General features: G+C 70.9%; 14 protein-coding genes. 3 read left to right on the plus strand and 11 right to left on the minus strand.

Features of this window, described 5'->3' with window-relative positions; translation table 11 throughout:
- Positions 1-29: 29 nt before the first annotated feature.
- From ACZ55A_RS30135 to ACZ55A_RS30145, 3 genes are all read right to left on the minus strand, one after another.
- Positions 30-4,991 (minus strand): NAD-glutamate dehydrogenase, encoded by a 4,962-nt coding sequence (locus tag ACZ55A_RS30135; protein ID WP_468846582.1) that lies wholly within the window; start codon positions 4,989-4,991, stop codon positions 30-32.
- Between the two features lie 490 nt (positions 4,992-5,481).
- Positions 5,482-6,156, minus strand: coding sequence for an HAD family hydrolase (locus ACZ55A_RS30140; RefSeq protein ID WP_468846646.1), 675 nt, complete (start codon positions 6,154-6,156; stop codon positions 5,482-5,484).
- Positions 6,157-6,272: 116 nt separating this feature from the next.
- A complete protein-coding gene (locus tag ACZ55A_RS30145) occupies positions 6,273-6,779 on the minus strand; it encodes a DUF6912 family protein (protein ID WP_468846585.1) in 507 nt (168 codons plus the stop codon).
- Between the two features lie 295 nt (positions 6,780-7,074).
- Between ACZ55A_RS30145 and ACZ55A_RS30150 the strand changes: the two genes are divergently transcribed.
- Positions 7,075-7,782 carry an Rv3235 family protein gene (locus ACZ55A_RS30150; protein WP_468846588.1) on the plus strand — a complete coding sequence of 236 codons (708 nt, stop codon included), beginning with the start codon at positions 7,075-7,077 and terminating at the stop codon, positions 7,780-7,782.
- 97 nt (positions 7,783-7,879) lie between these two features.
- Here ACZ55A_RS30150 and secA read toward each other — a convergent pair whose 3' ends face one another.
- Entirely contained in the window at positions 7,880-10,708 is a 2,829-nt protein-coding gene (gene secA / locus ACZ55A_RS30155; RefSeq protein WP_468846591.1) for a preprotein translocase subunit SecA, read from the minus strand.
- Positions 10,709-10,973: 265 nt separating this feature from the next.
- On the opposite strand from secA, the gene ACZ55A_RS30160 reads away from it, so the two are divergent.
- Positions 10,974-11,603, plus strand: a complete 630-nt coding sequence (locus ACZ55A_RS30160; RefSeq protein WP_468846594.1) for a GNAT family N-acetyltransferase — start codon at positions 10,974-10,976, stop codon at positions 11,601-11,603.
- A gap of 73 nt (positions 11,604-11,676) precedes the next feature.
- The gene (locus ACZ55A_RS30165; protein WP_468846597.1) at positions 11,677-12,882 is read left to right on the plus strand and encodes a winged helix-turn-helix domain-containing protein; all 1,206 of its coding nucleotides are present in this window, start codon (positions 11,677-11,679) and stop codon (positions 12,880-12,882) included.
- A 36-nt stretch (positions 12,883-12,918) separates the two neighbouring features.
- Here the strand turns inward: ACZ55A_RS30165 and ACZ55A_RS30170 are convergent, their stop codons facing one another.
- From ACZ55A_RS30170 to mtnA, 7 genes are all read right to left on the minus strand, one after another.
- Positions 12,919-13,671 (minus strand): response regulator, encoded by a 753-nt coding sequence (locus ACZ55A_RS30170; protein ID WP_468846600.1) that lies wholly within the window; start codon positions 13,669-13,671, stop codon positions 12,919-12,921.
- Between the two features lie 233 nt (positions 13,672-13,904).
- Positions 13,905-14,591 (minus strand): ribosome hibernation-promoting factor, HPF/YfiA family, encoded by a 687-nt coding sequence (gene hpf / locus ACZ55A_RS30175; protein WP_468846602.1) that lies wholly within the window; start codon positions 14,589-14,591, stop codon positions 13,905-13,907.
- A gap of 294 nt (positions 14,592-14,885) precedes the next feature.
- Positions 14,886-15,638: a ComF family protein gene (locus tag ACZ55A_RS30180; protein WP_468846604.1), complete on the minus strand. Its 753-nt coding sequence runs from the start codon at positions 15,636-15,638 to the stop codon at positions 14,886-14,888.
- A gap of 329 nt (positions 15,639-15,967) precedes the next feature.
- A complete protein-coding gene (locus ACZ55A_RS30185; RefSeq protein ID WP_468846606.1) occupies positions 15,968-17,869 on the minus strand; it encodes an LpqB family beta-propeller domain-containing protein in 1,902 nt (633 codons plus the stop codon).
- Positions 17,841-19,958, minus strand: a complete 2,118-nt coding sequence (mtrB, locus tag ACZ55A_RS30190) for an MtrAB system histidine kinase MtrB (protein WP_468846609.1) — start codon at positions 19,956-19,958, stop codon at positions 17,841-17,843. Before mtrB ends, ACZ55A_RS30185 begins: the two co-directional genes overlap by 29 nt.
- Before the next feature lies 1 nt (position 19,959).
- On the minus strand, positions 19,960-20,637 hold the full coding sequence (gene mtrA / locus ACZ55A_RS30195) for a two-component system response regulator MtrA (protein WP_030416996.1): 678 nt from the start codon (positions 20,635-20,637) through the stop codon (positions 19,960-19,962).
- A complete protein-coding gene (mtnA, locus tag ACZ55A_RS30200) occupies positions 20,634-21,806 on the minus strand; it encodes an S-methyl-5-thioribose-1-phosphate isomerase (RefSeq protein ID WP_468846612.1) in 1,173 nt (390 codons plus the stop codon). Before mtnA ends, mtrA begins: the two co-directional genes overlap by 4 nt.
- Positions 21,807-21,943: the final 137 nt, after the last annotated feature.

The raw sequence follows: 21,943 nt of genomic DNA on the forward strand, positions 1-21,943 counted from the left end.
TCCCGGGGCCGTCCGCCGTACGCAGCCGGTCAGCTGTGCGTCCGCAGCAGGGTGCGCATCGTCCGCATGGCGACGGACAGGTTCGCCAGGTCGAAGCCCTCCGAACTGTAGATCTCCTCCAGGGTCGACCGCGCCCGGCTCAGGATCGCGGCGTTCGACTCTTCCCAGGCCTTGAACCGCTGCTCCGGCGTCGCGGAGCCGTTGCCCACCGACAGCACGTCCGCGGTCAGCGCCGCATGCGCCGCGAACAGGTCCTCGCGGATCGAGGCGCGGGCCATCGACTGCCAGCGGTCGTTGCGCGGCAGCTCCAGGATGCGGTCGAGGAGCTGGTTGATCCGCAGCCGGTCACCCAGGTCGTAGTAGACCTCGGCGACGGCCAGCGGCTCCTTGCCCATCCGGTCCGCGACGGCGACGATGTCCAGCGCCGGGAAGACCGACGAGAAGCCGGACACCTGGACCGCCAGCGTCTCGGGCACGCCCGCGCCGGTCAGCTCCTCCAGGATCGTCTGGAACCACTCCAGGTCGCTGCCCTGAAGCAGCTTCGGCAGCTCCGCCCAGACCTGGGTGACCCGGTCCGTGAAGAAATCGATGGTCTCCGACAGCTCCAGCGGCTGCGGGCGGTTGTTGAGCAGCCAGCGGGTGCCGCGCTCGACCAGCCGGCGCGAGTGCAGCCGGATCCGGGTCTGCACCTCGGCCGCGACGACATTGTCGAGCGCCTCGACGTCGTCCCAGACCTGGTTGAGCCCGAAGATCGCGCGGGCCGCGGTGTGCGCCCGGACGACCTCTTCGAGGGAGGCGCCGGTCTCCTCCCGCATACGGTGCAGGAAGCTCGTACCGCCGGTGTTGACGGTGTCGTTGACCAGCACCGTCGTGACGATCTCGCGGCGCAGCGCATGCCCGTCGACCTGCTCGGGGAAGCGGTCGTAGAGCGCCGACGGGAAGTAGGCGTGCAGCAGCCGTTCGAGGTAGCGGTCGTCCGGCAGCGGGGTCTGGATCAGCGCATCCGCGACCGTGATCTTGGTGTAGGCCAGCAGCACCGCGGTCTCCGGCTGGGTCAGACCACGGCCGGAGGCCAGCCGCTCCTTGATCTGCCGGTCGGAGGGCAGGAACTCCAGCGCCCGGTCGAGGGCGCCGTCGCGCACCAGACGGCGCATGAAGCGCTGCTGGGCGTGGAGCATGCTGGGGGACTGGGCGATGGCCAGCGCCAGCGCGGTGTTCTGCGCGTAGTTGTTGCGCAGCACCAGCGCGCCGACCTCGTCGGTCATCTCGGCCAGCAGCTTGTTGCGCTGCTTGACCGTCATGTCGCCGTCGGCCACCACGGCGTTGAGCAGGATCTTGATGTTGACCTCGTGGTCGGAGGTGTCCACACCGGCGCTGTTGTCGATCGCATCGGTGTTGATCTTCCCGCCGGCCATGGCGAACTCGATCCGGCCCAGCTGGGTCAGGCCCAGGTTGCCGCCCTCGCCGACGACCTTGACCCGCAGGTCCTCGCCGTTGACCCGGATGGCGTCGTTGGCCTTGTCGCCGACATCGGCGTTGGACTCCGAGGAGGCCTTCACGTACGTGCCGATGCCGCCGTTCCACAGCAGGTCGACCGGCGCCGTGAGGATGGCCCGCATCAGATCGGCCGGGGTCATCTTCTTCACCCCGGCCTCGATGCCGAGGGCGGCCCGCACCTGCGCGTTGACCGGGATGGACTTGGCCGAGCGCGGGTGGATGCCGCCGCCCTGCGACAGCAGCTCGGTGTTGTAGTCCGCCCAGGACGAGCGGGGCAGCTCGAAGAGCCGGCGGCGCTCGGCGTACGAGGTCGCCGCGTCCGGGTTCGGGTCGATGAAGATGTGCCGGTGGTCGAAGGCGGCGACCAGCCGGATGTGCTCGCTGAGCAGCATGCCGTTGCCGAAGACGTCACCGGACATGTCGCCGACGCCGACCACGGTGAAGTCCTGGGTCTGGGAGTCGTGGCCCAGCTCGCGGAAGTGCCGCTTGACCGACTCCCAGGCGCCACGGGCGGTGATGCCCATGCCCTTGTGGTCGTAGCCGGCGCTGCCGCCGGAGGCGAAGGCGTCCCCGAGCCAGAAGCCGTACGACTCGGCGACCTCGTTGGCGATGTCGGAGAACGTCGCGGTGCCCTTGTCGGCGGCGACGACCAGGTACGTGTCGTCCTCGTCGTGGCGCACGACGTTCTGCGGGTGCTCGACCTCGCCGCCCACGAGGTTGTCGGTGATGTCGAGCAGACCGGAGATGAAGGTCTTGTAGCAGGCGATGCCCTCGGCCAGCCACGCGTCCCGGTCCTGCGACGGGTCCGGCAGCTGCTTGCCGACGAAGCCGCCCTTGGCGCCGACCGGCACGATGACGGTGTTCTTGACCATCTGCGCCTTGACCAGGCCGAGGATCTCCGTACGGAAGTCCTCCCGGCGGTCCGACCAGCGCAGACCACCGCGCGCGACCTTGCCGAAGCGCAGATGGACGCCCTCGACCCGGGGCGAGTACACCCAGATCTCGTACGCCGGGCGGGGCGCCGGCAGGTCGGGCATGGCCTGCGGGTCCAGCTTCATCGACAGGTAGTCGTGCGGCCGGCCCTGGCTGTCCTTCTGGTAGTGGTTGGTGCGCAGCGTCGCCTTGATCACCGTGAGGAAGGACCGCAGGATCCGGTCCTCGTCCAGGGAGGCGACCTGGTCCAGCGCGCCGTCCAGCTCCTCCAGCAGGCCGTCGGTCAGCTCGGTGCCCGCCCGCTGGCGCTCCGGGGACATCCGCGCCTCGAAGAGCGAGACCAGCAGCCGGGTGGTGTGGACGTTGTTGGCGAGGGTGTCCTCCATGTACGTCTGGCTGAAGGTCGAACCGGCCTGCCGCAGGTACTTGGCGTACGCCCGCAGCACCATCGCCTGGCGCCAGTTGAGGCCGGCTCGCAGCACCAGCTGGTTGAAGTTGTCGCTCTCGGCCGCGCCGGTCCACACCGCGGTGAAGGCGTCCTGGAAGCGCTCGCGGGCGTCGTCGCCCTTGACGTGCTCCGGCATCCGCAGCCCGAAGTCGTAGATCCAGGCGACGGTGGAGTCGGTGCAGCGCAGCTCGTGCGGGCGCTCGTCGATGACCTCGACGCCCAGCCGGTTCAGGCCGGGCAGGACGCGGGACAGCGAGACCGGCTCGCCCCGGCGGTAGATCTTGAAGCGGCGCTCTCCGGGGCCGGCGCCGACCGGCTCGTAGAGGCTGACCGAGAAGTTCTTGCCGGGCTCGTCGGTGAGCTTCTCCAGGTGCTGGAGGTCGGCGACCGCGCTGCGCGGGCTGTTGTCGGCCTTGTAGCCCTCGGGGAAGGCGTGGCTGTAGCGGCGCAGCAGCTCGGCCGCGCGCTCCTCGCCGACCTCGGCGATCAGCGCCTCGGAGAAGCCGTCGGCCCAGGAGCGGGCGGCCTCCACCAGCCGGGCCTCGATGCGGTCCGCGTCGGCGTCGGTGAGGTCGGGGAGGGAGGAGCCGGGCGCGACGCGGATGACGAAGTGCAGCCGGGAGAGGACCGATTCGGTGTTCCAGGCCGTGAAGTCGACGCTGGTGCCGCCCAGTTCCTCCTTGAGGATGTCGATCAGGCGCAGCCGGACGCCGGTGGTGTAGCGGTCGCGCGGGAGGTAGACCAGCGCGGAGTAGTAGCGGCCGTACTCGTCCTGGCGGAGGTAGAGCCGCAGCCGGCGGCGCTCTTGGAGGTAGAGCACGCTGGTGGCGATGGAGCGCAGTTCGTCGACGGGCGTCTGGAAGAGCTCGTCGCGCGGGTAGGTCTCCAGGATCTGGAGCAGGTCGCGGCCGTCGTGGCTGTCCGGGCTGAAGCCGGCGCCCTCCAGGACCTCGGCGACCTTACGGCGGATGACCGGGACCCGGCGGACGGACTCGGTGTACGCGGCCGAGGAGAACAGGCCCAGGAAGCGGCGCTCCCCGATGACATTGCCCTGCTCGTCGAACTTCTTCACCCCGACGTAGTCGAGGTAGGAGGGGCGGTGCACGGTGGCGCGGCTGTTGGCCTTGGTCAGGATGAGCAGCTTGTGCTCACGGGCCTTGGCGCGGGCGTCGGCGGGCAGCCGGTTGAAGGACGGCGAGACGGGGTGGCCGGAGTCGCTCTCGCGGTGCGGCGGGTCGGCGCGCAGGATGCCCAGGCCCGTGCCGGGCAGGGCGGTCAGCACGTCCTCCTGGGTGCCGCCCTCACCGGGCGCGGAGTCGAGGCGGTACTCGCGGTAGCCGAGGAAGGTGAAGTGGTCGTCGGACAGCCACCGCAGCAGCTCCTGGGCCTCCTCGATCTCCATCTCCCGCAGGTCGTCGGCGACCGGCTCGGCGGGCAGTTCCTCGGCGAGGCGCAGCGCGGTGCCGCGCATCTTCTCCCAGTCCTCGACGGCCTCGCGGACGTCGGACAGCACCCGCCGCAGATCCGCGGTGATCTGCTGAAGGTCCTCGCGGTCGGTCTCACGGTCCATCTCGACATGGATCCAGGACTCGGTCACCGCGTCGAGGGGCAGCTCGGCGGCCTTGCCCTTGCCGGTGTTGCCGTGCGCGTCGCACTTGGAGTCGAGGACCTCGATGAGCTTGCCGGTGACATCGCGGCGGACGATCACCTGCGGGTGGATCACGAGGTGGATGCCGCGGCCCTGCCGCGAGAGCTCATTGGTGACCGAGTCGACCAGGAACGGCATGTCGTCGGTGACGACCTCGACGACGGAGTGGCTGCACGTCCAGCCGTTCTCCTCGACGGTCGGCGTGTGCACCCGGACGTTCGCGGTGCCCTGCGGGCGCAGCTCCCCGAGGCGGTAGTGCGAGAGCGCGGCGCCGAAGACGTCGACCGGGTCACGGTCGATCAGGTCCTCGGGGGCGGTGTGCAGGTAGTAGCGCTGGAGGTATCCGGCAAGGGTGTCCGGGTCGAGGCCGCGTACCGGGTGCTTGCCCCCGGCCGGGCTGCTTTCAACGACCCGGGCGGCCCTGGCGAGCAGCTCGGTCTTGGCTTCGTCCAGCTTGGTCTGCATGTCCTCTGGCTCCTGTCGCGCGCCGTTGCGTGACGTTGTGGAAGAACTCTGTGGAAGCCGCACAACGCCACGGCGACGCGAGGTGTCCTGTCGCTGTCGACGCTATGCCGCGATGGGAGAAGGCCGCTTCGTTATCGACAATCTTTGACAATGTCGACATGGAGGGTGGGCCGCAAAGACCAGCGGCCGCCCGGTCACGGTGGTGCCCCGGGCGCACGGCAGGGGCCTCGATGCCCCCGCGGGTTATCGCGCTGATCACGGTGCAAGGCTATCGCTCCTTCCACGGGTGCCGTCATCGGCCGTGTGCGTACAAAACCCCGGGTCGAACTTGGACCGTCTGGACAACGCTGCTCCGTGGCGGAGTATGCGTCCCCACCGGAGGGCGTACGCCTCGGCAACGCCGGGAGAACGGCCGGACACGGGCCCGCACGGCGAGCTGGCCGCCCGCGCTCCGTGGGCGGCGCGCGGGCCGGGGTGGCCGGAGAGCCGCCTACCCGGCGGCCATGGCTCCCGCCAGCTCCACCGCCTCCGCGAGGGTGTCCACCACCGGCACGCCGGGCAGGCCCGCGGCCTCCAGGCTCGCGCGGCTGTGCGACCCGCCCGTGTAGAGCACCGCGCACGCCCCGGCGTCCCGCGCGGCCACCGCATCGTCCGCCGCGTCACCGATCACGACCGTACGCCCCGGATCCACCTGCTCCAGCGCCGCCAGATGACGGACCATCTGCGCGCTCTTCGTGCCCCCGGACGGCCCGGTACGGCCCTCCACCAGCACGAACCGCGACTCGATGCCGAAGCCGCGGACGAGCGGTATCAGCTCCTCGTGCCCGAACATGCTGAGGATCGACTGGCTCCCGCCGGCCGTCTGCCAGGCCTCCAGCAGCAGATCCACGCCCTCGGCGAGGCCGCAGCCCAGCCGGTGTTCGCTGTAGTGCCGGTGGAACGCCTCGTCCATCACCAGCCACTCCTCCTCGGTCGGCAGCCGGCCCATCAGCCGCTCGTAGAACCGCGGAATCGGGACGCAGTACAGCTCCCGGTAGATCTCCAGCGTGATCGGTTCCAGTCCGATCTCCTCGAAGGCGGAGTTGGTGGCTCCGATGACGGCGTCGATGTCGTGGAACAGCGTGCCGTTCCAGTCCCAGACGATGTGTGTGGCCTGCTTCCCCATCCGCTTCCCCAGGTCGTTCCCCATGCGCTGGTGCGCGCTCTCCCCACCGGAAAACGTACCCGCAGCCACTGACAACGCGGCCGGACCGGCGGTTCCCGCTCTCCTCCGACCCCTTCTCAACGGATCAATTCGGGGATCTCCTGCACGCCGAACCACAGCAGATCGTGGTCCTCGGCACCGTCCACGGTGAACTGCGCGTCGTCATCGCCCTGGTCCGCCGCGCCGAGCGCCGCCGCGGCGGCCGCGATGTCCGCCTCCGCTTCCCCGGAGTCCACATGCACCGCCGCGGCCTTCGACAACGGCACCGGCCCGGCGACCCGCACCTCGCCCAGCGACGACTGGTCGAGCCCGCGGTCCGGGTCCGCCACCGCCGCGCCCTCCGGCACGTCCACGGCCACCACCACCCGGCGCCGCGCGATCTGCGGGTGCCCGGCGAGCAGCCGCAGCGATGCCTGGGCCGCGCGGTTGAGCGCCGCGTACTCCAGCTCCTCGAGGTCGTCCGAGACGTACCACTCCCGCAGCGCGGGCGTGACCGCGTACGCCACCAGGGGGCCGGGTCCCAGGTCACCGTTCTTGTGCGCCTCCGCGAGACCGGAGAGGGTCAGGGGGACATAGACGCGCATGGCAGCCGCTTCCGCTCAATTCACTCGACTCTGACGATTGCCCAGCCAGCATACGGGCGTGCGTCCCCCATCGTGCCGCCCCCAAGCCCGCCGCACCGCCCGCCCAGGGCCCCTGCCGCAGCCCGCTCCTGAGGCTCCATCCCGGCCCCGCGCCACGGACGGGTGAACTCCGCGGAGCCCCGGTCCCGGCCGCTCTGCGCCTTGCCGCCGCCCCCGGTGCGCCGATACGAAGTTCCCCACCAAAAAGCTACCGCCCAGTAATCCACGGGCCCGCACCACGGGGGCGATCACCACCATGACCGGCGACCACACCAGCACGACGCGCACCACGGCACACACGACGACGGGCCCGGCCACGGCCACCGCGGCGGGCGCGCACACGGCCACGGCCACCGGCCCCGTGCGCCCCGCCGCACAGCCCGCCGCACCCTCCACCACACCGCCCACCACCGGGCAGACAGCCGCGGCTCCGACCGTGCCCCGGCCCCGGCGGGCGCCCGCCGGCCGCCGCCCCCAGGGCCCCGCCGGCAACGGCCCCGGCGCGGCGGGCCGAGGCCCCTCCCGGAGCGGCCCGCGCCCCGGCCGCACGGCGGGCCCCACCCGCGGCCCGCTGCCGACCGCCGGCGCACAGCGCCGGGCACAGGAGAGCCGGCCGCACCTCTGGTTCGCCCATCAGCTGGTGCTCACCCTCAGCGGGCAGCGGCCCGTCCACGCGCTGCTCGGGCACGCACTGCCCGCCGCTTACGACCGGCTGGCGGAGCTGGCCCCACAGGCCCCGCTGCGGCCCTTCCTCGCACCGGGGCGGCGCGGCCCGCTCCCGACCGTGCGCGAATGCGGGCTGTGCCGCCCGCGCCGCGGGGTCATCGAGGCGTTCGCCCGGATCGTGGCCGGGGAGCGGCTGCGCGCCCTCGCCTTCCGGCTGGAGCTGGGCGCCGACTCCCGCTGGCGCTGCGCCGCGCTCGACATCGGCCCGGCCCCGGCCGCCTGGAGCCCGGCCTCATGACCCCGGACACAGCGGCGCCCCGGCCGTACTCCGGCCGGGGCGCCCTCCGTTACGCGGCCCCGGCATCCCGTACCGGGGCCGCGTCACCGCTCACTGCTCACTTCTTGCGGCGACGACCCGCGCTCTTCTGGGCCTTGCGGCGCTCCGCGCGGGTCAGCCCGTCCGCCTCGGAGCGGGCCGGCGTACCGGCCTCCTCGTCGCTGATGAAGTCGCCCTCGATGACGCTGCCGTCGCCGTCCACCTTGGGTGCGGTGAAGTGCAGACGGTCGGGCCGCTGCGGCGCCTCCAGGCCCTTGGCGTGGATCTCGGGACGGCCGGCCGGCACCACCTCCGGCACACCCTTCTCCAGCGAGGGCGCCTCCGCGGCCTCCTGCACCGGGACCTCCTCGACCTGCTGCTCGACCTGGACCTCCAGGTTGAACAGGTAGCCGACGGACTCCTCCTTGATGCCCTCCATCATCGCGGTGAACATGTCGAAGCCCTCGCGCTGGTACTCGACCAGCGGGTCCTTCTGGGCCATCGCCCGCAGGCCGATGCCCTCCTGGAGGTAGTCCATCTCGTAGAGGTGCTCACGCCACTTGCGGTCCAAGACGGACAGCACGACCCGGCGCTCCAGCTCGCGCATGATGTCCGAGCCGAGCTGCTCCTCACGGGCGGCGTACTGCTCGTGGATGTCGTCCTTGACGGCCTCGGCGATGAACTCGGCGGTGATGCCCGCGCGGTCGCCGGCCTCGTCCTCCAGCTCCGCGACGGTCACCTTGACCGGGTAGAGCTGCTTGAACGCGCCCCACAGCCGGTCCAGGTCCCACTCCTCGGCGAAGCCCTCGACGGTCTCGGCCTGGATGTAGGCGTCGATGGTGTCGTCCATGAAGTGCTTGATCTGCTCCTGAAGGTCCTCGCCCTTCAGGACGCGCCGGCGCTCGCCGTAGATGACCTCACGCTGGCGGTTGAGCACCTCGTCGTACTTCAGGACGTTCTTCCGCGTCTCGAAGTTCTGCTGCTCGACCTGCGACTGGGCGGAGGCGATCGCCCGGGTCACCATCTTGTTCTCGATCGGGACGTCGTCGGGCACATTGGCCATCGCCATGACCCGCTCGACCATCTGGGCCTTGAACAGCCGCATCAGGTCGTCACCCAGGGAGAGGTAGAACCGCGACTCGCCGGGGTCACCCTGACGGCCGGAGCGGCCGCGCAGCTGGTTGTCGATCCGGCGCGACTCATGGCGCTCGGTGCCGAGCACATACAGCCCGCCGAGCTCCTTGACCTCCTCGAACTCCGCCTTGACCGCGGCCTCGGCACGCTCCAGGGCGGCGGGCAGCGCGGCCGCCCACTCCTCGACGTGCTCGACCGGGTCCAGGCCCATCTGGCGCAGCTCCGCCTCGGCGAGGTCGTCGGGGTTGCCGCCGAGCTTGATGTCGGTACCGCGGCCGGCCATGTTGGTGGCGACCGTGACGGAGCCCTTGCGGCCGGCCTGGGCGACGATCGACGCCTCCCGGTCGTGCTGCTTGGCGTTGAGGACCTCGTGCGGCACACCGCGCTTGTTGAGCTGCTGGGAGAGGTACTCGGACTTCTCCACGGACGTCGTGCCGACCAGGATCGGCTGGCCCTTGCCGTGCTTCTCGACGATGTCCTCGACCACCGCGTCGAACTTCGCGGTCTCGGTGCGGTAGATCAGGTCGGCCTGGTCCTTGCGGACCATCGGGCGGTTCGTCGGGATCGGGACGACGCCGAGCTTGTAGATCTGGTGGAACTCGGCGGCCTCGGTCATGGCCGTACCAGTCATGCCGGAGAGCTTGTCGTAGAGGCGGAAGAAGTTCTGGAGGGTGATCGTGGCGAGGGTCTGGTTCTCGTCCTTGATCTCCACCCCCTCCTTCGCCTCGATGGCCTGGTGCATGCCCTCGTTGTAGCGGCGGCCGGCGAGGATACGGCCGGTGTGCTCGTCGACGATCATGACTTCGCCGTCGATGACGACGTAGTCCTTGTCGTTCTTGAACAGCTCCTTGGCCTTGATCGCGTTGTTGAGGTAACCGACGAGCGGCGTGTTGACCGACTCGTACAGATTGTCGATGCCCAGCCAGTCCTCGACCTTGCTGACACCGGACTCATGGATGCCGACCGTGCGCTTCTTCTCGTCGACGTCGTAGTCGCCGGTCTCCTCGATGCCACGCTGCGGATTGGCCGCCTCGCCCCGCTTCAGGCGCTGCACCAACTTGGCGAAGTCGCCGTACCACTTGGTCGCCGAGTCCGCCGGGCCGGAGATGATCAGCGGCGTACGGGCCTCGTCCACGAGGATCGAGTCGACCTCGTCGACGACCGCGAAGTTGTGGCCCCGCTGGACGAGTTCGTCCTGCGACCAGGCCATGTTGTCACGCAGATAGTCGAAGCCGAACTCGTTGTTCGTGCCGTACGTGATGTCGCAGTTGTACTGCTCGCGGCGCTGGGCGGGCGTCATGTCGGCGAGGATGCAACCGACGGTCAGGCCCAGGAACTTGTGGACCCGGCCCATCATCTCGGAGTCGCGCTCGGCCAGGTAGTCATTGACCGTGATCAGGTGGACGCCCTTGCCGGACAGCGCGTTCAGATACGTCGGGAGGGTACCGACCAGGGTCTTGCCCTCACCGGTCTTCATCTCGGCGACGTACCCCAGATGGAGGGCCGCGCCGCCCATCAGCTGAACGTCGTAGTGACGCTGGCCGAGCACCCGCTTGGCGGCCTCACGGACCGTCGCGAACGCCTCGGGCAGCAGGTCGTCAAGGCTCTCGCCGTCCGCGTACCGCTCCTTGTACTCGTCCGTGAGCGCCCGCAGCTCAGCGTCGGACAGGGCCGCGAAATCCTCTTCGATGGAGTTCACCTGGCCCGCGATGCGGTGCAGCTTGCGCAGGATCTTTCCTTCGCCTGCACGCATGATCTTCGTCAAGACGGACACTTGGGCTGGTCTCCTTGCCGGTCGGGCCTGCACGGTCGAGTGCGCGGGCGCGGCATTTTTCCAAGGGGGCAGGCCCCGCCGCAACGGCCATCGTAAGGGAGGACGCCGCCGGGCCGGGAGGTCCGCCGCCGCGAACCCCGCCATCCCCTCTCCACGTGAACGCACGAGGCCGCGAGAAGGTGCCGGGACGGCGCCGGGAATCCCGCCGGATACCCTCCACGGAAAACCCTTCGCCACGCTTTCCGCAAACTTGCAGACTCGGCCCATGAAGCCCGTCACCCTCACCACCGAGCGTCTGGTGCTGCGCCCCTTCGAGCCCGCCGACGCGCCCGCCGTCCACGCCGCCTGCCAGGACCCCGAGATCCCGCGCTGGACGAGCGTCCCCTCGCCGTACAGCCGCCAGGACGCCGAGCGGTTCGTCGGCACGATCGTCCCCGAGGGCTGGCGCGACGACACGGGCTACAACTTCGCCGTCGTCTCCCGGGCGGACGGCTCCCTGATAGGCGCGATGGGCCTGGTCCGCCTCGACCGGCTGCGCACCCCCGAACGGCAGGCCGAACTGGGCTACTGGACGGCGAAGGAGCAGCGCGGCCGGGGGTACACCGTCGAGGCGGGCCGCGCGGTGCTGCGCTGGGCGTTCCGCGACCTGGGCGTGGAGCGCATGGAGTGGCTGGCCGAGGCCGGCAACGAGGGCTCCTGGGCCGTCGCCCGCGCACTCGGCTTCCAGAGGGAGGGCACCCTGCGCGCCCGGCTGCTCCACAACGGCACCCGCCGGGACACCTGGATCGGCTCGCTGCTCCCCTACGACCTGGCCGAGGACCCGCAGCCCGGTGCGCCCGGCCCCACGGGGCTGCCGCTGCCGGACGCCACGCCGTATCTGCCGTACACCGGCTGAGCCGCCGCGCACCGTGCGCCCCGGGCCGGCCGGGGCCGGGGCGTTGTCAGTGGCCGCCCCTACGCTTTCCCGCATGACCGCCGTGACGCAGCCACCGTCCTTGCCGAAGCCCGTGACCAGCCTGTCCCGCGACGAGGCCCGCCGCCTGGCGCTGCGGGCCCAGGGCCTGCTGGGCGCCCCCGACCGGCGGGCCGGGGTGCGCGGGGTCCTGCGGCATCTGGGCGCGGTACAGCTGGACACGATCTCGGTGCTGGCCCGCTCCCATGAACTGGTCCCCTACGCCCGCCTCGGCGCCATCGGCCGCCCGGCCGTCGAGGCCGCCTACTGGACCGAGGCGCACAGCTTTGAATACTGGTCGCACGCCGCCTGCATCCTGCCCATCGAGGAGTGGCCGCACTTCGCCTTCCGCCGCCGCGCCCGGCGCGCCAAGGGCCACCGCTGGCACGTCATGCAGGACTCCGAACGCTCCTGCGCCGCCGTCCTGGACCGGCTGAAGGCCGACGGCCCGCTGACCACCACCGAGCTGGGCGGCGGACGCAAGGGCGGTGAGTGGTGGGACTGGTCCGAGACCAAGATCGCGGTGGAGTGGCTGCTGGACACCGGCGACGTCGTCGTCACACAGCGCCGCGCCTGGAAACGGGTGTACGACCTCGCCGAACGCGCCGTGCCGAGCGCGCTGCTGCACGACGACCTGGACGACGCCGAGTGCCTGCGCCGTCTGGTCGCCCAGGCCGGGGCCGCCCTGGGAGTGGCCACCCGCGCAGATCTGGCGGACTACCACCGTCTCAAGGGCGAGCAGGTCGATGCCGTCGTCGCCGACTCCGGGCTGGTCCCGGTCGAGGTCGAGGGCTGGGGAAAGCCCGCCTGGGCCGACCCCGCCGCGCTCGCCACCGCGCCCCGCGGCCGGCACCGTACGACCCTGCTCTCGCCCTTCGACTCCCTGATCTGGGACCGCCCCCGCACGGAACGGATCTTCGGCTTCACCCACCGCCTGGAGGCCTATGTCCCCCGCCCCCGGCGGATCCACGGCTACTTCGCGATGCCGCTGCTGGCCGGCGGCCGGCTGAGGGGCCGGTGCGACCCGGCCCGCGAGGGCACCACCCTCGTCGCCCGCCAGGTCTCGATGCAGGACACCGCGGCCGTCGCCCCGATGGCCCAGGCGCTCCTGGAGGCCGCGGCCTGGGTGGGCTGCGACGCCGTCCGCGTGGAGCGCTGCGACGATCCGGCCCTGGCCGCCGCCCTGCGCACCGAGCTCACCCGGCAGCCCGCACCGGCCTGACGGCGCGAAGCGGCCGGACGCACGCCGTCCGGCCGCTCAGCGGATCTCGAGGATCTTCTCCCGCATCGCATAGACAACGGCCTCCATCCGGGAGTGCAGTTGCAGCTTCTCCAGGATGTTGCGGACGTGGTTCTTCACCGTGTTCTCGGAGATGAAGAGTTCCTTGGCGATATCGCGGTTGTTCATGCCGGTGGCGACCAGCTTGAGGACCTCCAGCTCACGGTCGGTGAGCCGGGGCGCCGGCACCAGCCTGCGCTCGTCCGTGCGCTGGATCATCGACTTGAACTCCGTCAGGAGCTTCGACGCCATCGACGGGCTGATCTGCGACTGGCCGTCCGCGACGGCACGGATCGCGGTCGCCACTTCGTCGGTGGAGATCTCCTTGAGGAGGTAACCGGTGGCCCCGGCCTTGATCGCGTCGTAGAGATCGGCCTCTTCGTCGCTGATCGTCAGCATGATGATCTTCGCGCTGGGAGCCACCTCCTTGATGGAGGTGCACGCCTCGATACCACCGCGCTTGGGCATCCGTACGTCCATCAGCACGATGTCGGGCAGCAGATCCGCGGCCTTGTCGACCGCCTCCGCGCCGTCCCCCGCCTCGCCGACGACCTGGATGTCCTCTTCCTGGGCCAGGACGATCTCCAGGCCTCTCCGGAAAAGCGCGTGGTCATCCACGACAAGGACCCGGATCGGCTCCTTGCGCGGCATGCTCACGGCGCGGTCATCGCCCCCGCCGCCACTGTCGCCGTCGTCCGCGTCACCGCGCACGGGCCCGAAAGTGTCCCCCATTGAACCTCCCCGTCAACTACTCCGCCGAAAGGCCAGAGCTTGGAAATAAGGCTGGTTGACAACAGCCCCCTGCGGCCAGCCCGATCAATGCCATACGACCGTCTCCCCGGCGCGTCACCGTTTCGTGTCCCCGTACTCCCTGGCTGGCACAAACACTATACGGCTTCAACTCCTGCTTTCTCCGGGCACGATGGTGCCCCCGGCGTACGCCGGGGGCACCGAGCGGTTGGGGTTCAGCCACCCAGCGCGCCGCCTGCGCCGCCGGGCTCCTCCTCCCCGAACGAATCGGGGTTCAAGTGGATGACGCCGTAGTCGTATGCGTGCCGCCGGTAGACGACACTTGGCAGCTTGGTGTCGGCGTCGACGAAGAGATAGAAGTCGTGTCCGACCAACTCCATCTCGTTGAGCGCCTGGTCGAGCGACATCGGCGCGGCCGAGTGGGTCTTCTCCCGGACGACGAGGGGCCCTTCACCCTGGACGTCGATCGACCCCATCCTCGTGGTCGGCACCTTCTGTTCGGCTTCGGTGGCGAGTTCGCCGTTGGTGTTCAGGCTCGCGGCGTCGGGCACGCTGACAGCGACTTCGCTCGCCGGGATGCGGCCGTTGCCGCGACGCGAGAACCGCTTGTCGTGCTGCTTCCGCAGCCGCGCCTCCAGCTTGGCGGTTGCCAGGTCCAGAGCGGCATACGGGTCGGCTGCGGCCGCCTCGGCCCGGACCACCGGGCCACGGGAGCGGAGCGTGATCTCCACCCGGTCGGAACGGTCGGCCTGCCGCGGGTTGGGCTCCTTGGACACCTCGACGTCCAGGCTGATCACCTTGGCGTCGAGCTTCTGGACTTTGTCCAGCTTCAGCTTCTCGGCCACGTGCTTGCGGAACCGCTCGGGCACCTCGGTCTTGCGGCCCTTGACGACGATGTCCACGCAGAACTCCGTTCCCGGATCGCTCCGCCCGATGAGCGGGGCAATTCCTTCTTGCACCAGGCTTCGGGGATTGCCGAAGCCTCGGACTTGGCGACTTTCACCTCCTCCTCCCCCAACGACGAGATCTCCACTCCCCCGTTTTCAGGGTCGCCGAAAACGCCCCTGAACGCATTTATCGCGACATCCCGAGGCAAAACGTCCGCCAAGTCCTCACAACCGAACATAGCTCTCCTGGACGGATGTCGGCACCCCCTTGGAGCCGTCGGCTCCGTTCGGGTGATTTTTCCTCCTCGGCTACGCGTCCGGCAGGTACCGCCTTCCCCGGCCGGCCGGGCGATTCACATCGGATCTGAAGGCATTTTCGGGCGCTGCCACCACGGCCGCACCGAGCACCCGCCCGCCGGCCGCCGTCACCGCCCGCGCCGCCTCGGCGAGCGTCGCCCCCGTCGTCACCAGATCGTCCACCAGCACCACTGGCGGCCCCGTCAGCATCCTCCCGGCCCCACCCCGTACGTCCAGTGCGCCGGCCACATTCGCCAGCCTCTGCCGAGCGCTCAGGCCCGCCTGGTCGGCCACGGCGCGGCGCTGCCGCAGTGCGGTGAGGACCCGGGCCCCCACCCCCTCCCCCACCCCTGTCCTGCGCAGTTCGGCGGCCGCGGCCAGCGCGATCCTGCGCACCGGGTCATGGCCCCGCCCTGCCACCGATCTCCGGGCCGACGGCACCGGCACGAGCAGCAGCGGCCCGCCGCCGGGCCGCAGGCCCCGTACCGCCCCGGCCAGCACCGCACCGAGCGGCCCGGCCAGCCGCAGCGCACCCCGCTCCTTGTGCGCCAGCAGCACCGCCCGCACCTCGTCGGCGTACGGCGCACCCGCCCACACCCGGGGCAGCCCCGGCGGCCCCGGCCGTGGCCGCACCCGCCGCGCCCCACGCCCGTCCCGCGCCAGCGCCCGGCGACAGCCCGCACACAGCTCCGTACGCGGCCGGCCACACCCCGCACACGCGACCGGCAGCACCAGACCGGCCAGTTCGCGCCACACCCCCTGCATGACTCCACTGTGCCGCCGGGCACGGGCGGCCACCACCCCTGTGGATAACTCCGCGGATCACGCGGATCATGGTGCGGCGCGGCGGATCGTCACGCCGTCGCCAAGGGGCTGGGGACGCCGTCGACGCCGTGTAGCCCGTCGACGGTCGCTTGGGACCTTTGGACATCGGGCACGTCCCGGCCCACCCCCGCAGCCCCGGGAAGCCCCGAGAAGCCCCCGAACGCGCACCGCCCGCCGCATCCGGCACGGACGGGCACCTCACACGGTCACAGACCGCCACCTCGCCCGGGAACGGGCCCGCACCTCACCCGAGGACGGGCCCGGCACCCTCACCCCGGATAAACCGGCGCCGTCCCGTCCTTCGCCACCGTCTTCCAGTTCGCGTCCAGAGGCAGCCGCACAATGCCCTCGGTGGCATCGGCGATCAGCGGCCTGGTGTCGTCCTCCGAGGCCGCGACCGCCTTGACGCCGTTGACGCCGGGCAGGGTCTGCACATTGGACGCCGAGCCGTCGGTCTCCATGAACTGCATCTGCTGCACCCCGCCGGACTCCCGCCCGACGACCACCAGCCGGCTGCCGCCCGCCCAGGACGCGGCCACGACATCCTCCAACTGCGGTGCGATCGGCCGCAGTTCCTGCACCGACAGCTCCGGGTGCGCCGAGCTGCCGTCCCGCTCGACCCGGCCGAGCTGGAGCGTCGTACGCCCCTTGTCCTCCACCAGGACCGCGATCCGGATACCGTCCGCGGCCACCTTGATCGCCTTGATCCGCCGCCCGCCGAGACCCGGCACCGCGACCTCCTCGGGGTCGCCCTTGCCCTCGCGCATCCGCAGCAGCCGCGAACCCTGCGCGGAGCGGTCCGCGATCCACAGATCGCCCAGGCCGTCCCAGCTCGGCGCGGTCAGCCCCTCATCGGGGTTCTTCGCCGAGCCGCCGCTGGTCAGCAGCGGACCGCCACGCTCGGTACCGTCCTCCAATGCGGCCACATACAGCGACCGGCCGTCACTGGACACCCCGGCCGCGGCGGTCTCCGCACGGGAGATCGCGACCGAGCGCAGCGGGGTCCTGCCGGTGCCGAACGGGCCGCCCACCGGCGTCGGTTCGGTCGCCGAGTCCGACAGGGAGACGACCTTGTGGTCGGCGGCTATGAAGTACTCGCCGGCGGAGCGGCCGCCCCGCGGCAAGGGGGCGAAGTCCCGTTCGGCCTGCTCCTGGGAGAGCGTGCACAGCGAGTTGCCGCCGCTGTCCTGGAGCTCCACGTCGCTGATCTTCGAAGCGCGGGTCTTGTCCTGGACGGTGAAGAAGAGCTGAGCCGCCATCCGCTTGCACTGGGCGGTGTCGGTGTTGACCGCCTCCTTGCTGAGCTTGACCCGCAGCGCGTTGGAGTCGTCCAGCGCCAGATCATGCGCGGCGAGCCGGGTGCCGCGCGGGAACTCCGACGTCGTCACCTGGTTCAGCCAGTCGGTGGGCCCGGACAGCAGCGCCTCCACGCTGGCCGTGATCGGTTTTATCCGCTGCCGCAGATAGACCGGATCGGCCACCAGCACGTTCCGGCTCGCCTTCGGGTCCTCCGACTCCGAGTTGTAGGACGCGAAGTAGTACTTGTTGACGGAGCGGTAGATGCGCTGGAAGTCGGACAGTCCCAGCACCAGTCCGTTGGGCAGCCGGTCGATGCGCCACTGGCCGCCCTCCTTGATGAGGTGGATCGACTGGCGGTACGGCTTCTCCTCGGGGGTGTACGCGTGGTGGTCGTCCACCGACGCCACCTGGCTGCCGGAGAGCGTGACCGTATAGCCGTGCGCGTCCTCGCGGTTGGGCTGCATCTTCGGCTCGGGCTTGGGGCGTTCCTGGAGCACCTTGGTCACCTGGAACGGCCGCCAGGTCCGCTTCGCCGATTTGGCCAGGTACTGGGTGGCCGTGCGGAAGTCCGCCTCGTCGCTGGTCGTCGCGTCGAGGAAGCTGCGCACGATGTTGGTCGGCTGGGCGCCGTCCTGCGGGGGCACGCCGTAGACCCGTACCTGTGATTCGCCTTCGGAGCGCGGCGACGGGTCGACGGACGTGACCTCCCCGCTGTCCGGCATCGATGCGCATCCGGCCAGCAGCGCCGCCGCGCAGCCGAGGAGCAGCATCTTCCGGGCCGGTCCGGTTCCCTTACGGGCGCCCGTGCGGGACCTCGGCCCCGCCCCGCGCCCGTTTGCGCGCTCAGTGTCCACGCAGCTCGCCTTCCGCATCCACGCCCCGGCCGGCCTCGTCCCCGGCCCCGTCCGCACGAGCCGCCCCACCGGCGCGTGCGCTCTCCTCGCGCTCCGCCGCTTCGCTCCGTACGCCGTCGCCCTGCGGCACCACACGGGAGCCGTTGCCGGGCAGCGCCGCGGGATCGGCGGCCGGCCGGGCCGCCCCGCGCGGCTCCGTGGCGAGCGATTCTGCACCACCGGCCTGTGAGGCACGCGCCTGCACCGGGATCGTCGACGCCTTGCGGCCGGCCCCGGCGCGCGGCTGTCCGCTCTCGTCGAGCCCGCGGTTGCGCCGTGAGTCCTCCGGCTCCAGGGGTATCGGGGACCCGCGCAGCGGCTCGCCGGCCGTACGCGGCAGGGTCAGCCGGAACTGCGAGCCGCCGCCGGGCTCGCCCCAGGCCTGGAGCCAGCCGCCGTGCAGCCGGGCGTCCTCGACGGCGATGGACAGGCCCAGGCCGGTGCCTCCGGTCGTACGGGCCCGGGCCGGGTCGGCGCGCCAGAAGCGGTTGAAGACCCGGGTGGCCTCGCCGGGCTTGAGTCCGACGCCGTAGTCCCGCACGGCCACGGCCACCGCGCCGCCGCTGCGGCTGCCCGCGGACGCCAGCCGCACCACCACATCGCGGCCCTCGCCGTGCTCGACGGCGTTGACGACGAGGTTGCGCAGCACCCGCTCCACGCGACGGGGGTCGGCCTCGGCTATGACGGGCTGCTCGGCGCCGCGCACCAGGATGCGGCTGCCCTTGCGCTCGGCGAGCGGTTCGGCGCCCTCGATGACGCGGTGCACCACGTCCCGCAGGTCTATCGGCTCGGCCTCCAGCGCGGCCGCGCCCGCGTCGAAGCGGCTGATTTCCAGCAGCTCGGCGAGGAGCGATTCGAAGCGGTCGAGCTGGCCGCGCAGCAGCTCGGCGGAGCGCGCCGTGGCGGGGTCGAACTCGTCCCGCGCGTCATGGATGACATCGGCCGCCATCCGTACGGTCGTCAGCGGCGTACGCAGCTCGTGCGAGACATCGGAGACGAACCGGCGCTGCATCCGGGACAGCTCCTCCAGCTGCTGGATCTTGACCTGGAGGTTCTGCGCCATCTTGTTGAAGGACTCGCCGAGCCGGGCGATGTCGTCCTCGCCGGTGACCTTCATCCGCTCCTGGAGGAGGCCGGCGGCCAGCCGCTCGGAGATCCCGGCGGCCATCCGTACGGGCGTGACGACCTGCCGCACCACCAGCCAGGCGATCGCGCCGAGCAGGATCACGACGAACACCCCGGCCGTCGCGAGCGTCCCCGTCACAAGCTTGAGGGACTCATCTTCCTGGGTGAACGGGAACAGGTAGTAGAGCTGGTACTGGTTGCTGTTGACGTCGTTGAGCCGCTTGCCGATGATCAGCGCCGACACACCGTCGTCCGACCCGATGCGCTTGATCTGGGTGTACTGGCGGAACGTGCCGGACTTGGACTCCAGCTTCCGTCGCAGGTCGGCGGGCACGCTCCGCTCGGGATCGACATCGCCGGAGGCGCGCGGTCCGCGGGTTCCGGGGCTGGAGTCGCCGAACGGCTCGTCTGAGTCGGAGCTGAGCGCCACGACGGAGAAGACGCCCTGGCCACCACTGGCGAGCTGTTCGACCAGGCCGGTCAGCCAGGTCGCGGAGTCCTGGGTGCCGCGGTTCCCGGTGCGGGCGGTGTCATCGGTACGGGTGTCGTCGGCGCCGTCGGCCATCTTCTGGGCAACGCTGAAGCCGCCCACGGCCTGGCTCTGGGCGGCCTGCGCCTTGGCCGTGAGCAGGCCGTTACGGACCTGTCCGACGACCACGACACCGAGCAGCAGCACCACGGCGAGCGACATCAGCAGCGTGGTCGCCACCACGCGCAGCTGGATGTTGCGGCGCCACAGGCGCAGGGCGGGCAGCAGGGGCCGGCGCACCCAGCGACTGAAGAGCCGCAGCAGGGGGTGGACCGGGCCGCTCACCGCGCCATCGGGAAGCAACTGCCCACCGCGCAGCAACCAGGCCCACAACTTTCCCGAAAAGGACATATCACCCGTCGGTCCGACGGTGCGCCCCCGCTTTCCCTCCGGGGCCGAACCGTCCCGGACCATCTCAGCTGGGCCCGGCCTTGTAGCCGACACCGCGTACGGTCACCACGATCTCCGGACGCTCCGGATCCCGCTCGACCTTGGAGCGCAGCCGCTGGACATGGACATTGACCAGGCGGGTATCGGCGGCGTGCCGATAGCCCCAGACCTGCTCGAGCAGCACCTCACGCGTGAAGACCTGCCACGGCTTGCGCGCCAGCGCCACCAGCAGATCGAACTCCAGCGGGGTCAGCGCGATCGACTGTCCGTCGCGCTTGACGGAGTGGCCCGCCACATCGATGACCAGGTCACCGATCGCCAGCTGCTCGGGCGCCGGCTCCTCCGAACGCCGCAGCCGCGCCCGGATCCGGGCCACCAGCTCCTTGGGCTTGAACGGCTTGACGATGTAGTCGTCCGCACCCGACTCGAGCCCGACCACCACATCCACCGTGTCGCTCTTGGCGGTCAGCATCACGATCGGCACACCGGACTCCGCCCGGATCAGCCGGCACACCTCGATGCCGTCCCGACCGGGCAGCATCAGATCGAGCAGGACAAGATCGGGCTTGGTTTCACGGAAGGCGGCAAGGGCTTTGTCACCGTCCGACACGAACGACGGTTCAAAGCCTTCGCCACGCAGCACGATGCCGAGCATCTCTGCCAGTGCGGTGTCGTCGTCGACGACCAGGACGCGTCCCTTCATTCGGCCATCATCCCATTACCTGATCGTGACTTACTCCAACGTGACGTGGAACACATGCCGGCAAGCGTTTCGCGGGTCACCGGGGAGACCACACCCGCCTCCGTCACGATCGCCGTCACCAGCTCCGGCGGGGTGACGTCGAAGGCCGGGTTATAGGCCTGTGCGCCCAACGGAGCCACCGGTATGCCGACGGCCGCCGGCCCTCCGGCCCCCTCCGCGGACGGCAACGAGAATTCCGTCACTTCCTGCCCCGGACGCTGCTCCACCTCGATGTCCGCCCCCTGCGCGGTCTCCAGATCCACCGTGCTGGTCGGCGCCACCACCACGAACGGCACACGGTGGTATCGCGCCAGCACCGCCAGTGGATAGCTGCCCACCTTGTTGGCGACCGACCCGTCCGCCGCGATCCGGTCCGCACCGATCAGCACGGCATCCACCTCTCCCCCGGCGAACAGCGACCCCGCCGCACCGTCCGACAGCACGGTGTACGCCATGCCCGCCCGCGCCGCCTCGTAAGCGGTCAGCCGCGCCCCCTGCAACAGGGGCCGCGTCTCATCCACCCACAGCCGGCGCAGCTCACCGGCCCGATGCGCCGCCAGCGCCACCGCCAGGGCGGTGCCCTCGCCCCCGGACACCAGCGCCCCCGTATTGCAGTGCGTGAGAATCCGATGGCCACCGCCCGGCAGCAGCTCACCCAGCAACGCCAGACCGTGCTCCGCCATCCGCGCGCTCGCGGCGATGTCCTCCGCATGCACGGCCCTCGCCTCGGCCAGCGCCGCCGCAGCAGCCGCCTGGACATCGGCCCCGTCGGCCACCGCCGCGCGATACGCGCCGGCCGCCCGGCGCACGCCGTACCCCAGATTGACCGCGGTCGGCCGGGCCTGCGCCAGCACCTCCGCCGCCTCATCCACATCGAAGCCCCGCACCGCAGCCAGCGCGACACCGTACGCACCCGCGATACCCAGCAGCGGCGCCCCGCGTACCGCCAGCGACCGGATCGCCTGCACCAGCGCCGGCACGTCCGTACAGACCAGCTCGACCTCCTCGGCCGGCAGCCGGGTCTGGTCGAGGAGAACCAGTACGGGTCCCTCAGGCAGCTCCTCCCAGCGCAACGACGGGATTGCGAGCGCCCCGGCGCCCGCCTCGGATACCTCGTAGTGATCGCCCATTCATTCAGTCTGCCGCCCACAGCCCTTCGAGCAGAAGGTCCCCTCACCTTCAGGGCACGGGTGGACAACGCCGGACGCCATGACACGATGACTGGCACCGCGGACCCCGGATCCCCGCCGCCCCGGCGGACGGGCAG

Source organism: Streptomyces sp. NPDC034111 (genome assembly GCF_055575375.1).

Excerpts from the sequence above, each read along its gene's own strand:
- ACZ55A_RS30135 (WP_468846582.1), bottom strand. The coding sequence starts at position 4,991 with ATGCAGACCAAGCTGGACGAAGCCAAGACCGAGCTGCTCGCCAGGGCC.
- ACZ55A_RS30140 (WP_468846646.1), bottom strand. The coding sequence starts at position 6,156 with ATGGGGAAGCAGGCCACACACATCGTCTGGGACTGGAACGGCACGCTG.
- ACZ55A_RS30145 (WP_468846585.1), bottom strand. The coding sequence starts at position 6,779 with ATGCGCGTCTATGTCCCCCTGACCCTCTCCGGTCTCGCGGAGGCGCAC.
- ACZ55A_RS30150 (WP_468846588.1), top strand. The coding sequence starts at position 7,075 with ATGACCGGCGACCACACCAGCACGACGCGCACCACGGCACACACGACG.
- ACZ55A_RS30160 (WP_468846594.1), top strand. The coding sequence starts at position 10,974 with ATGAAGCCCGTCACCCTCACCACCGAGCGTCTGGTGCTGCGCCCCTTC.
- ACZ55A_RS30165 (WP_468846597.1), top strand. The coding sequence starts at position 11,677 with ATGACCGCCGTGACGCAGCCACCGTCCTTGCCGAAGCCCGTGACCAGC.
- ACZ55A_RS30170 (WP_468846600.1), bottom strand. The coding sequence starts at position 13,671 with ATGGGGGACACTTTCGGGCCCGTGCGCGGTGACGCGGACGACGGCGAC.
- ACZ55A_RS30180 (WP_468846604.1), bottom strand. The coding sequence starts at position 15,638 with ATGCAGGGGGTGTGGCGCGAACTGGCCGGTCTGGTGCTGCCGGTCGCG.
- ACZ55A_RS30185 (WP_468846606.1), bottom strand. The coding sequence starts at position 17,869 with ATGCGGAAGGCGAGCTGCGTGGACACTGAGCGCGCAAACGGGCGCGGG.
- mtrB (WP_468846609.1), bottom strand. The coding sequence starts at position 19,958 with ATGGTCCGGGACGGTTCGGCCCCGGAGGGAAAGCGGGGGCGCACCGTC.
- mtrA (WP_030416996.1), bottom strand. The coding sequence starts at position 20,637 with ATGAAGGGACGCGTCCTGGTCGTCGACGACGACACCGCACTGGCAGAG.
- mtnA (WP_468846612.1), bottom strand. The coding sequence starts at position 21,806 with ATGGGCGATCACTACGAGGTATCCGAGGCGGGCGCCGGGGCGCTCGCA.